The organism is Salinivibrio sp. PR5, assembly GCF_001996085.1.
GTDB classification, from domain to species: domain Bacteria; phylum Pseudomonadota; class Gammaproteobacteria; order Enterobacterales; family Vibrionaceae; genus Salinivibrio; species Salinivibrio proteolyticus.
Window position 1 is genome coordinate 23712 of sequence record NZ_MUFK01000036.1, and the last position, 12739, is coordinate 36450.

The window sequence follows — 12739 nt, forward strand, 5'->3', positions numbered from 1 at the left end:
GCAGCCGGTCCTGATGGATCAGTTGTTTAGCTGAAATTGTATCGCAGCCGGATAAAAAATCATCCATCGATTCACGCTTATCACTAAAAAGCCGCCATAGATTGGCGGCTTTGATTGGTATAAGGCTTATCCCAGTGTGACCCGCGCGTTGCGGAACATGCGCATCCACGCACTGTCTTCGCCCCAATCATCAGGGTGCCAAGAGTTAGCAACCGTACGGAATACCCGCTCAGGGTGCGGCATCATAATGGTGACGCGGCCCGACTCAGTGGTCAGCGCGGTAATGCCATTTGGTGAGCCATTCGGGTTGGCAGGATAGGCTTGTGTTGGCTGGCCGTGATTATCGGTGTAACGCAACGCCACCGTACCTGACGCCTCAATAGCCGCTAGATGCTCTGCATCACGCACCTCAACACGTCCTTCACCATGCGATACCGCAATGGGCATCCGTGAACCCGCCATCCCAGCAAAGAAGGCGGATGGGCTTGATTGCACTTCCACTAGGCTAAAGCGCGCTTCAAAGCGCTCCGACTCATTACGAACAAATCGTGGCCAGTGTGCGGCGCCTGGGATCAGTTCATGCAGGTTCGATAGCATCTGGCAGCCGTTACACACGCCAAGTGCCAAGGTATCTTCACGCGTAAAGAAGTCGCTGAATTGATCGCGTGCGCGGCTGTTAAACAGAATTGATTTCGCCCAACCTTCACCAGCGCCTAACACGTCACCGTAAGAGAAACCGCCACAGGCCACCAGCCCTTGGAAACCGTCCAAACTGACGCGCCCGGAGAGAATGTCACTCATATGAACATCCACAGCGTTAAAGCCAGCGCGATCGAAGGCGGCAGCCATTTCCACATGCGAGTTCACGCCTTGCTCACGCAAAATAGCCATCGTCGGTTGTTGACCGGTAGCGATATATGGCGCAGCAATATCTTCATGCACATCAAAGCTCAGGCTGGCGTGCAACCCAGGATCGGCTGCCTGCTTGGCGTCAAACTCTTGACGAGCGCAGTCCGGATTATCGCGACGCGCTTGCATCTGATAGGTGGTTTCAGCCCAAATCTGACGTAAGTGCTGGCGACTGGCTTGATAGATAGGCGCCTCACCATGACGCAAGATAATCTCATCGCTATCGCTTAAGCCGCCAATCAGGTGGCTGCATGCGGTTAATTGATGTTCATCCAACACCGCATTAACACGCTCGAGATCTTGCGCCGCCACTTGGATCACCGCGCCCAGTTCTTCGTTAAACAGTACCGACAAGGCATCGTCGCCTAAACGGGCGATATCCACGTCAATACCGGTGTGACCGGCAAACGCCATTTCCGCCAAGGTTACGAACAGTCCGCCATCGGCTCGATCGTGATACGCCAGTAACTTTTGCTCTGCTACCAAGGTTTGCATCGCATTGAAAAAGCCTTTTAGGCGGGCACTGCTGGTGACATCGGCAGGCTTATCGCCCAATTGGTGGTAAACCTGAGCCAACGCGGTTGCGCCCAGACGCTGCGCGCCCTCACCGAGGTCAATCGCGATCAAGTGGCTGTCACCTTTATCGGTACGCAGTTGTGGGGTCACGGTACGACGCACATCTTCCACGCGGCCAAAGGCGGTGATAATCAGCGACATCGGCGCGGTGACGGTTTTGTTTTCACCGTCTTGCTGCCACTGGGTTTTCATCGACATCGAGTCTTTACCCACCGGAATGGTCAGTGACAGCTCAGGACACAGCTCCTCGCCCACGGCTTTAACCGCTTCGTACAAGCCGGCGTCTTCGCCCGGATGACCTGCCGCGGACATCCAGTTTGCAGACAGTTTAATGTTAGTCAGGCTACCAATATCGGCACAGGCGATATTGGTAAGTGCTTCGCCGACCGCCATACGGGCAGAAGCAGCAAAGTCGAGCAAGGCAGCTGGGGGACGCTCACCCATCGCCATCGCCTCGCCGTGATAACTGTCATAGCTGGCCGCCGTCACCGCACAGTTAGCGACGGGTACCTGCCAAGGGCCGACCATTTGGTCACGCGCAACCAGTCCGGTCACCGAACGGTCACCGATGGTGATCAAGAAGGTTTTCTCCGCCACCGCCGGCAAGCGTAAAACACGCTCACAGGCTTCCGCTAGCTCAATGCCTTGGGTGTTAAGCGCGGTACCTGTCACTTGCTGACGGGTCACATCCCGGTGCATTTTGGGCGCTTTACCCAGCAAGATATCCATCGGCATGTCGATAGGGGTATTGTCGAAGTGGCTGTCTTCAAGCGACAGATGACGCGCATCGGTGGCCTCACCAATCACCGCGTACGGCGCCCGTTCACGCTCGCATAAGGCTTCGAAAAGCGCCATATTTTCCGGTTTAACCGCCAAGACATAACGCTCTTGTGACTCGTTACACCAAATGGCGAGCGGACTCATTCCCGGCTCATCATTCGGAATGTCACGCAAGTTAAAGCGTCCACCGCGGCCGCCATCATCGACTAGCTCTGGCATCGCATTGGACAGGCCACCTGCGCCCACATCGTGGATAAAGGCAATCGGATTATCGTCGCCAAGCTGCCAGCAACGATCGATCACCTCTTGGCAGCGACGCTCCATTTCTGGATTCTCACGCTGTACCGAGGCAAAGTCTAAGTCTTCCGCCGACTGGCCTGATGCCATCGACGATGCCGCCCCGCCGCCAAGGCCGATGTTCATCGCCGGGCCACCTAACACAATCAGTTTGGCGCCCACATCTATCTCGCCTTTTTGCACATGGCCGTCGCGGATGTTACCCATTCCACCGGCGATCATGATGGGTTTGTGATAGCCACGCACTTCCTCACCGGCATGCGAGGTCACCAATTGCTCATAGGTGCGGAAATAACCCAGCAAGTTAGGGCGACCAAATTCGTTGTTAAACGCCGCGCCGCCTAGCGGGCCTTCCAGCATAATATCGAGCGCAGTAGCAATGCGCTCAGGCTTGCCATAATCTCGCTCCCACGGCTGAATAAAGCCCGGAATTTTGAGGTTAGAGACGGAAAAACCGACCAATCCTGCCTTAGGTTTGCCCCCAACACCGGTCGCCCCCTCATCACGAATCTCACCGCCAGAGCCTGTTGCCGCGCCTGGCCACGGTGAAATCGCGGTGGGATGGTTATGGGTTTCCACCTTCATCAAAATATGAGCCGGCTCATGATGATATTGATAAGTGTGGCTCTCTGGAGTGGGGAAAAAGCGTCCAACGTTTGAGCCCGTCATCACGGCTGCGTTGTCTTTATACGCCGACAGCACGTTATCTGGGGTTTGCTCATAGGTATTTTTGATCATCTTAAACAGTGACTTAGGCTGTTTTTGACCATCAATAGTCCAGTCGGCGTTGAAAATTTTGTGTCGGCAATGCTCTGAGTTAGCTTGCGCAAACATCATCAGTTCGATGTCGTTTGGGTTACGCCCCAGCTGGGTGAAATTCTCGACCAGATAGTCAATTTCGTCTTCTGCCAGTGCCAACCCTAAGGCTTGGTTCGCCTCAACTAAGGCGGCTCGGCCACCAGAGAGAATGTCTACGCTATGCATCGGCGCAGGTTCCGCTTGCTCAAACAGCACCGCGGCGGCCTCAAGCTCATCGAACACAGCTTCCATCATCCGATCGTGCAACAATCCGATTAAGGTTGCGTGTTGCTCACTGGTCAAAGGCGCAGATAACTGAATATAGTACGCTGTACCACGCTCCAAGCGCTTCACCGCGTCCAAGCCGCAGTTATGGGCAATATCGGTTGCCTTGGATGACCACGGCGACAAGGTACCGGGACGAGGCGTAACGAGAAACAACGTCCCTTCAGGCGCATGCGGCGGTAAAGTGGGCCCGTAAGTCAGCAACTTTTCGAGCTTTTCGCGACTCGCGCTATCCAAGGGGTGATGCAAATCAGCGAAGTGAATAAACTCAGCATACAGCGCCGTGACTGGCAACTGATGCGCTTGACAGCTAGCCAGCAGTTTATTGACACGAAACTCAGACAGTGCGGGGGAACCACGCAAAATATCCATGTGCGTACGTCTCTCGTTAGCAGTTAGTGAAAGGGGTATACCCAAATTAACACGCGTTGACATGTAAACTTGGGTATCACCACTCACACTGGCAGCCTTTGCTGTCCGCAGGTTCACGCCCATTTTTTGCTGGCCTTTTAAGCAAGCGGCGGCCATTATAGGGGAAAATCTTCGCGGGCAACACACCTGACGCAACCGTTTGCGCAAAAAATTTCCCCTCTATCGGTCGGACGCCTATTCACGTAGAATGGAGGGTCCATTGATCACGGCCTGTGTCTTCACGCCGGCCCGCAACAAGAGCAACAGCCTTTGAGACAGCGTCGATTTACTCTGCCATCTTGGATTGCCTGCGTGGCCCTTGTGCTGCTAACCCTGCCTTTGGCGGGCTGTGATTGGCATTTTGATGATCGGACGACCCTCGAAAAAATCCGCGATCGCGGTGTGCTACGAGTGGGCACACTCAACAACCAGCTTTCTTATTACATCGGTCCCAATGGCCCAACCGGCCTAGATTATGATCTAGCCAAGCGCTTTGCCGACAAGCTGGGCGTGAAATTGGAAATGACGCCCACCTATACGCTTTCTGGCCTCTTTCCAGCGCTAGAACGTGGCGATGTCGATATTATTGCCGCGGGTCTGACCATCACACCGCAACGTCTTGACGCCTTTCGCCCCGGTCCTGCGTACTATTTTGTCAGCCAGCAAGTGGTGTATAAAAACGGCCACTGGCGACCGCGTGATGTCGACGATTTCAACCGAGATGATGCTGTGATGGCAGTGGTTGAAGGCTCCAGTCATGACTTAACACTGCAATCACTGAAAAAAGCCCATCCCGCACTGTCTTGGCAAGTCGTCCAAGATGCCGATGACGACGAACTCCTCAAACAAGTCGCGAATGGTGACATCGACTTTACTATTGCCGACTCCGTCGACATTGCGCTGATCCAACGCACACACCCTGATATCACGGTCGCGATGGAACTAAGCGAAGACGAGCCCGTAGCTTGGTTTATGAAAAAGCAAGGCGATAGCAGCGCTTACGCCTTAATGGTGGAATTTTTTGGTGATCTCGCCCAAAGCGGTGAACTGGCGATTTTAGAAGAGAAATATTTTGGTCACGTGGATCAGTTTGATTACGTCGATACCCGCGCCTTTTTGCGCGCGATTGAGAGCAAACTACCCAAGTGGGAGCCGCTATTTAAAAAGTACGCCAATGAATTTGACTGGCGTTTGCTCGCCGCCCTGTCTTATCAAGAATCACATTGGAACCCGCGCGCTATTTCACCGACTGGCGTGCGTGGCATGATGATGCTGACCTTACCGACTGCAAAATCTGTCGGCGTACGCAACCGCCTTGATCCCGAGCAAAGCATTAAAGGCGGCGCCCTTTATCTGCAACGGGTATTGGAACGCGTACCAGATAGCGTGAACCCGCATGAGCGTATTTGGTTCGCGCTTGCCTCGTACAATATCGGCTTTGGCCACATGATGGATGCACGCCGCCTCACGGAGGCACAAGGGGCCAATCCTAACTCATGGAGTGATGTGAAAAAGCGTCTGCCCATGCTCGCCAAACGCCAATACTATACCCAAACACGCTACGGCTATGCGCGTGGATACGAAGCGTTAAGTTACGTCGAAAATATCCGCCGCTATTATCAAAGTATTCTAGGCTATGAAAAAGCGCATATTGAAGCGCTCGACAATGAGCAGGTTGAAGACTTAGGCGGCCTACAAACCATTGTCGCGCCAGCGACTGAGCAAGAGTCTGAAACCGTCACAGACACTGACGAAACGTCACCACAAAGCGACGCTAACCAGCAACAGCAATGAGGGCAGTATGGTTCCGAGAAAACGGCTCGTGAGAAGTAACTTCCGTAAAAACACGATTTCCGCCGCTAACCGGCGTAAGCGCATGCGTCAAAATATGCACAAGAAAGTGCTTTGGCGACAACGTACGTTTGCCATCCGCGAGTTCGCCGCCTTTGACGATGCGTTTTAACCCTCGCCCTGCTCTCGAGCCGCTCTTTTAGCGGCTTTTTTTTCGGCTCGGCGACGGCGGAAAAACGCCTGAAGCTGCTCACGGCAAGCATCTTCAAGCACTCCCCCTTGTGATGCCACATGATGGTTCACGCCCTCATAACTGAGCAAGTTCATCACCGATCCTGCCGCACCGGTTTTAGGGTCGGAGGCGCCAAAATACACGTTACGAATACGGCTATGCACCATAGCTGCAGCGCACATCGGACAAGGCTCTAAAGTGACATACAAGTCAGCATCAATCAGGCGATAGTTCCCCAGCACTTGACCTGCTTGGCGCAGTGCCATGATTTCCGCATGCGCAGAGGCATCATGTTGAGTAATTGAACGGTTCCATCCGGACCCGACAATCTCCCCTTGGTATACCACCACAGCTCCGACCGGCACCTCACCCTCTTGCTCGGCTTTTTCCGCTAGCGTCATGGCGTGGCGCATGTATTTTTCGTGCTCGTTTGATGGCGTTTGCAACTCGCTCATTCAAAACCCTGTAACTTCACCCATTGAGATGGCGCCAAGTATACGACACAAATAAGCCGGCTCGAAGGCCGGCTTGTCTATCGTCACGTAGGAACGCGTTATTGAACCAAGTATTGATAGCTTGCTTGAATGCCCAACGGCAACCCAACCGCCCAATAAGCCAGAAGGAAAAGCGTCCAGCCCACCAGCATGGTGATGGAGTATGGGATCATTAACGAAGCCACAGTGCCAATCCCGGTCGATTTCACATAGCGCTGGCAATACACCACCACTAGCGGGAAGAACACCATCAATGGCGAAATAATGTTAGAGACGGAGTCACCCACACGATACGCCGCTTGCGACAATTCAGGAGAAATACCGACAACCATCAGCATTGGCACGAGAATCGGCCCAATCAGTCCCCATTTTGCCGATGCCGACCCGATCAGCAAGTTGACCATGGCGGTCAGCAGGATCATACCCACAATCGTCATTTCACCCGGCAATTTCATCGATTGCAGCAACTCAGCGCCGTTGAGCGCTAACAAGGTACCAATGTTGGATTGGGTAAATGCAGCCAAAAATTGCGCACAGAAGAACGCCATCACCATGTACGCACCCATGGTCGCCATGGTATCCGACATGGATTTGATTACGTCTTGGCTGGTTTTAAAGGTACCTGCGGTTTTGCCGTAGACAATGCCCGGAATAATAAAGAGCACGAAAATCAGCGGTACGATTGATTGCATAATCGGCGCATCAAATGCAGTCAGTTCCCCTGACGGAGAGCGAAGTGGCGATGTTTCCGGCCAAGCAGCAGCAACAAGCGCAGCAATTCCCACCAACATAGCCAAGCCTGCGCGGTTAAACGCTTTACCTTCAATCGCCGTGAATGAGCCAAGATCGGGGGCGTCTTCAGCATCCTCATCAATCGGCGTGCGGCTAAGGCGCGGCTCAATGATTTTCTCGGTCACAAACCAGCCCAATGCCACAATCAAAATTGATGACAAGCCGGTAAAGTAGAGGTTCGCGAGTGGATTCACCTGATAGGTATCATCCAATACGTGAGCGGCTGATTCGGTAAAGCCTGCCAGCAAAGGATCAATGCCAGACGGAATGAAGTTCGCTGAAAACCCACCCGAGACACCGGCAAACGCAGCAGCAATCCCCGCCAGTGGATGGCGTCCCGCAGCATGGAAGATAATCCCGCCTAATGGGATCACCAGCACATAGCCTGCATCCGCCGCTGTGTGTGACACGATCGCCACCAAAATCAGCATCGGCGTAAGTGCTTGCTTCGGTGTCACACTCAACATTTTCTTGAGGCCGGTGGTGATAAAGCCTGACTGATCAGCCACGCCCACCCCTAACATCGCAACCAATACAATACCCAGCGGCGCAAAACCAGTAAAAGTGCTAACCATATTGGCTAGAAAGTGTGCGAGCGCATCGCCAGTCAGTAGGTTGTTCACTTGCACCGCATTCCCCGTCAGCGGGTGAACGGCATCGAACTCAACTTGCGATAAAATGGCCGACAGTACCCAAACGGTAATCAAGCCCCAGAAAAACAACAGTGCCGGATCAGGAATACGGTTGCCTGCCCGCTCAATCATATTTAAAAACCGGTCTAACCCTCGCGGGCCGTCAGCATCCGCTGACTGACTAAGTTGACTGCTCACAGCTCACTCCATATTGTTTCAATGTCGCCACAGCACATGCTCTGACGCTGCCTTTAATGACAAATTAATGAAATATCGGCCCCAGTAAAGCAAAAATCAGCATAGTTAGCTACACATCGACCTGTTAGCAAAATGTTAACCATCAGATATATTTGCTTTTCAGCACAAAAAACCGCAGTGAAGGGATAACCCTGAAACATTTAGAAACAAAAAAGCCATGCCAGATTTAGGGATTAGAGGAAGTCTGATATCGGAAATGATGTGCCGAATGAGCTCGTGTTTTACAGCAGTTAAAACGGCTCATGCAACGCTAATGCTGCCCAAAAATCATGCTGGAGCTGCTCGATCCTCCCATAGCCACATAGATCCTGACTTTTGAACTGAGCCCTGACCAGTCCATCGATATCAGCTGCCAATGTGGTAATCCGGCTGATGGTCTCGGGATTGGTAGCAGGCTCAGACAAAATCATTTTCAAATCATATCCAAGCAAGAAGGCCCCTTGTCGCTCGGTATCATATTCTAAGTGCTCTGCCGGGATATAAGGCTCCCATAGACGATCCGCCTGAACATACTGATACTCAAGAAGAATGGTTAGAAAGTCAGATGCGTCTTTACTGCTCTCGTCACCCCGCTCCTGCCAAGCAATCAGTTTTAGCAAAGTCAGCCCGGCCAGTGACGCAACTTTGATAATATCGCCCTGTCCTAGCTCTATTGATAGAGCGGCATCGTAAGCTTCCTGAAATCCAGCTACCGTCATGGTGACAGCATGCTCCGGTGGCCATTGTATTTCACCTGCGTCATCGGCGATGGCACCAAAGGGAATAATATCAATTGGCAAACCACTGTCAGGATCTTTAAGCCGATGCGCTTTATTGGTTGCGCTTAATCCGGCATCCAGCAAAGCCTGCTTTACACTGGCGAACGCGTCCCAATCCGGTATCAGAATGCCAGTATCAATATCCCGAGTCTGACGGCCGGGATCACGGCCAAACACATGATACAAAACGAGATCTCTTGCCGTTGCCCCAGCAACAAAAAATGGTACGCCAGTTTGCTGAGTTGTGCGGGTGATCAGTGTCAGTACAGGCTCAAACCCGGGGTTCAGGGAGTGTTTTAAGCTGTAGATATTGCTCATTGATAAGTTCGGCAACCTCCTTGTTTCGGCTATCTCTGCTTGCAAGTAGCTCAGCGACAGCCAGCAATGCCTTGGCATTGATATTAATATCCAGCGCCTTTCCCCAAAATGCAGGCACCAACCAGAGCCTGCCAGAAGCGTCTGGCTTTGCTTTGAGCAGCGCAAGCTTTTTTTGCAGTGGCTCAAAGGTAAAGAGCTGTAACTCATAAGGCTGCAAATAGCGTGTTAGTTCATCGGCAGCGACTTCTCCTCCCCAGCAATCTTTGGATGCTAAAGGAATGTCTCGCCAATCATCCGGCGCAACTAATTTTAGCCCTCCGAGCTTTGGCCTTAGCACGGTACGATAGTGTTCAATCCAGATCTGATAAAGGGCCTCTTTATCCAGAATGCGACGGGTACGACCAAGACTGACAAGCTTCTCGGCTTCTAAATATTTAAACCCCTTACTCACCATACCTAATGAGATATTCGCCATCTCGGCTATGGTTCGAAACGGCAGATGTAACACATCTTCTTGAGCCAACAAAGCAAACAACAGCTTCATAAAACCTAACCCCGGCTTTGCCGGCTGTGGAATTGCAAGGTGGTTTTCAGTAAGATTTTTGCCCTCAATCCATAGGTTTAGCCCGTTAAAGCTCACGCGAGCATTACCAGCCTCATCAATAAAATTGATCGCGTTCTTGGTGCAAAAATCGGCGAGATGAGCCGTTAGTCTGTTGCATACCAATAGAGTATCTGAACGAGCAAGGCCTAGTAATGCTGATAAGCTCTCTTTACGGTGGATACGCTTTATCTCAGCGCTAAACGGGTACCGTTGGCCGTGCACTGTCAGAGTCACCTCGGCATCGGTGTAAGGCTCACCATCCGGCTTAGGATCGAAAGAGTACTCCCCTTGAATATGCGAAGGCAGACTATCCAAAGCTCGCATTAGTAGTGTCGCGTTTTTGTTCACACATAAAAGCCGTTCATGAATCATGAACAAATAATAGTCGTGAACATTGAATTCTGCAAGATAAGCGGAGTGCTTGAGTTAAGCAGGCACCGGTTAGCGTAACGCGCGATTGAAACTGCGTGATTACAATGCACAAGTTGGAGAAGCACTAGCCAACGTGAAAACGATGAACAAAGTCATAATACTCGGTATGCCTGTTAGCTATCGAGTTGATTGATGGGGGCGGATAATCCCTTTGGATCAGTACTTTATATTAATATCATTGATCAATGATGCCCCTCCCCCCATTAACACTAAATTTTCTTAAATAATATTGGGAGTAGAGGCATCATGAGCAGGAGCCTCGACTTACGAATCTTCGTATCGCCCCTACCTTCTACGAGTCAGAACGACTCCGAAAGTTTTAATCGTCAAAATTGAGTTCATCTGCTTCCTCTTCTAATATTTCTATAAGCTCCAAACTCATCTTCCTTTGTATTACATCCACCCAACATATTTTAACTGAGACCTTATCTCCAATCGATGGCACTATGTCATTTAGCTTGGTCTTATGGATTAAACCTGTAATACCAATATCAAACTCGGCGAAAAAACCATAAGGTTCTGAATTAGTAATTAGCGCTTTATATACTTGGCCCCTCTTCAGATTCTTATCTGCATTAAACCAGGGATCCTCTGAAGCACTCTGCTCCACTCTCTCGATGGCACGTTCGCACTCTGATAAGTCGATTAAATTATCAAAAATAAAATCATCCTTTAAAAATACCGAAGAACTCTTAATATCACTTTTCAAACTTTTAAGGAAGGACATCAAATCTTTAGCATTAGCAACATTATTTTTAATATGCAGGTGTGTTTCCGGCTCGACGATACGATTCTTAATTGCTTCCGCTGTCTCTCTATCTAAAAAGTTTGTATCTTCAGATACAGCAGACAGGTACATTACGTTATGCAGCAAATCAAGGTGAACATAGCCAGCAGGGCCTAGCCTTATCAAGTCATCATCGGAAACATCATCTTCTCGAAGGTGCTCAGTTATTATACACTTGGAATTGATTAAGTACCTAACCTCATGTTCAATGTTTTCGTCAGGATATCCGAACTTAGTCAACTTCTTCTTCACGGAATCTATGCTGATATAACCTTTTATTCCGGTATATCTCTTATTCGATAGTTCTTGCTTTAAAAATCGCAGTATCAGCAATCTTGAAAAATAAGTTGGTGTTGGCGCATCATGACTTGCTGAAAAGAGATTTTTAATGAAAGACTCGTCACCATCATAGTAACGTTTATTCATCCTTATTAAAACCGTCGCCACTTTATGAAACGGAATAGAATACTTACCTTCACTAGCTCTAATCTTTAGAATTTCATCTTCTCCAATGTAACCACTATTACAAAACTCTATAAAAAGCTCTAGTGCACGACGAACATTACGTCCTGCTAAACCTACGATCATTCTTCGTGCGAATCTATCATTCTCAAAAAGCGATTTAAGAATTGATGTTAAATAATAAGCCTGATCAGATTGAGGGTATTCAACATGAAAGCCATTTGGAAGACCGTAAGATAGTTTTTTCCCCGACTCCTTTTTCATTTTAGACAGTGCTAATTGAACCCTCTTAAATAATACATGCTGAAAGAGAGGAGGCTCAATTCTGAAAACCATATCTTTAAGAACTGTATCAAGAGGAGGCTGATCTCTATGATTATCGAAAGTTTCGTCTCTCAACGGAAGCACTACTAAACATTTAAACTCTTCTCTTATCCATTGAGAAACTTCAAACATCAGTAGTTGTTCATCTCTATTTTTCTTATCACAATTATCGAGTACTATAACTGCAAGCTTTCCCTTATCGCCGCAGCAATATCGGAGATAACCAATTGTCTTTGCGTGAATGTCGCTTAGCAACCTTTGAATTTCATCGCCAAGCTTCTCTTTATATACAGCGCTTTCTTCTCCATAAAGAGGCCCATATATGCGTTTGAACTTATTTATTTCAACGCTAAAGACCTTCTGTATCTCATCAAGTGAACTGAGATCATAACCTTTGAGTTCGCTAATACACTCTTTAATTATTTTGTCACGAATCCAGCGATAGATTTCCTCTCGATTAACTGGCGCGTTATTCATATTTATTCTAAGCCAACACAACGAATTTGAATGCTCTTTTAGAGCTACAAATTTCAAATAATCTATAAATGTTGTCTTACCGGAACCGACTCCACCAACCATCAACAGGACTTGATGCTCAAGTTCTTTCCCTCGCTCAAGCTGATTTATTATTTCATTTGGCTCTGCAGTATCATCTAAACGCTTCGCCTTTGTTTCGCTTACGGGTTTCGAAACTCGAACCACCCTATCAATTGGCTCAATATAACGTTCTCGGCGTTTTGAAGATACGTATGCGTTAGAAACGATAAGCTCTCTGTCTGATACCGTTTGAGGATTTATT

8 protein-coding genes and 1 pseudogene are annotated in these 12739 nt (G+C 49.6%); 3 read left to right on the forward strand and 6 right to left on the reverse strand.

The annotated features are described in order from the left end of the window. Window positions 1-126: 126 nt before the first annotated feature. On the reverse strand, window positions 127-4017 hold the full coding sequence (gene purL, locus BZG82_RS12500; protein ID WP_077765969.1) for a phosphoribosylformylglycinamidine synthase: 3891 nt from the start codon (window positions 4015-4017) through the stop codon (window positions 127-129). Between the two features lie 363 nt (window positions 4018-4380). On the opposite strand from purL, the gene mltF reads away from it, so the two are divergent. Next, the gene (gene mltF, locus BZG82_RS12505; RefSeq protein WP_241837377.1) at window positions 4381-5850 is read left to right on the forward strand and encodes a membrane-bound lytic murein transglycosylase MltF; all 1470 of its coding nucleotides are present in this window, start codon (window positions 4381-4383) and stop codon (window positions 5848-5850) included. Between the two features lie 7 nt (window positions 5851-5857). After that, on the forward strand, window positions 5858-6019 hold the full coding sequence (locus tag BZG82_RS16500) for a hypothetical protein (RefSeq protein WP_167314748.1): 162 nt from the start codon (window positions 5858-5860) through the stop codon (window positions 6017-6019). On the opposite strand, the gene tadA is transcribed toward BZG82_RS16500, so the two are convergent. From tadA to BZG82_RS12525, 4 genes are all read right to left on the reverse strand, one after another. Continuing rightward, window positions 6016-6534: a tRNA adenosine(34) deaminase TadA gene (gene tadA / locus BZG82_RS12510; RefSeq protein WP_077765970.1), complete on the reverse strand. Its 519-nt coding sequence runs from the start codon at window positions 6532-6534 to the stop codon at window positions 6016-6018. The genes BZG82_RS16500 and tadA overlap by 4 nt on opposite strands. A gap of 98 nt (window positions 6535-6632) precedes the next feature. Further along, window positions 6633-8129, reverse strand: coding sequence for an AbgT family transporter (locus BZG82_RS12515; RefSeq protein WP_101494777.1), 1497 nt, complete (start codon window positions 8127-8129; stop codon window positions 6633-6635). Between the two features lie 356 nt (window positions 8130-8485). Continuing rightward, window positions 8486-9331: a hypothetical protein gene (locus BZG82_RS12520; RefSeq protein ID WP_077765971.1), complete on the reverse strand. Its 846-nt coding sequence runs from the start codon at window positions 9329-9331 to the stop codon at window positions 8486-8488. Beyond that, a complete protein-coding gene (locus BZG82_RS12525) occupies window positions 9285-10259 on the reverse strand; it encodes a type IV toxin-antitoxin system AbiEi family antitoxin (RefSeq protein WP_198928559.1) in 975 nt (324 codons plus the stop codon). Before BZG82_RS12525 ends, BZG82_RS12520 begins: the two co-directional genes overlap by 47 nt. Window positions 10260-10389: 130 nt before the next feature. On the opposite strand from BZG82_RS12525, the pseudogene BZG82_RS16235 reads away from it, so the two are divergent. Then, window positions 10390-10500, forward strand: a pseudogene (locus tag BZG82_RS16235) (IS5/IS1182 family transposase); the annotation flags it as partial. Between the two features lie 186 nt (window positions 10501-10686). Here BZG82_RS16235 and BZG82_RS12530 read toward each other — a convergent pair. Further along, window positions 10687-12739 (reverse strand): S1 RNA-binding domain-containing protein (locus BZG82_RS12530; protein WP_131826239.1); only part of this gene is annotated, 2053 nt, incomplete at its 5' end.

Coding starts and splice junctions, on each gene's coding strand:
- purL (WP_077765969.1), bottom strand. CDS start 4,017: ATGGATATTTTGCGTGGTTCCCCCGCACTGTCTGAGTTTCGTGTCAAT.
- BZG82_RS16500 (WP_167314748.1), top strand. CDS start 5,858: ATGGTTCCGAGAAAACGGCTCGTGAGAAGTAACTTCCGTAAAAACACG.
- tadA (WP_077765970.1), bottom strand. CDS start 6,534: ATGAGCGAGTTGCAAACGCCATCAAACGAGCACGAAAAATACATGCGC.
- BZG82_RS12515 (WP_101494777.1), bottom strand. CDS start 8,129: ATGATTGAGCGGGCAGGCAACCGTATTCCTGATCCGGCACTGTTGTTT.
- BZG82_RS12520 (WP_077765971.1), bottom strand. CDS start 9,331: ATGAGCAATATCTACAGCTTAAAACACTCCCTGAACCCCGGGTTTGAG.
- BZG82_RS12525 (WP_198928559.1), bottom strand. CDS start 10,259: ATGCGAGCTTTGGATAGTCTGCCTTCGCATATTCAAGGGGAGTACTCT.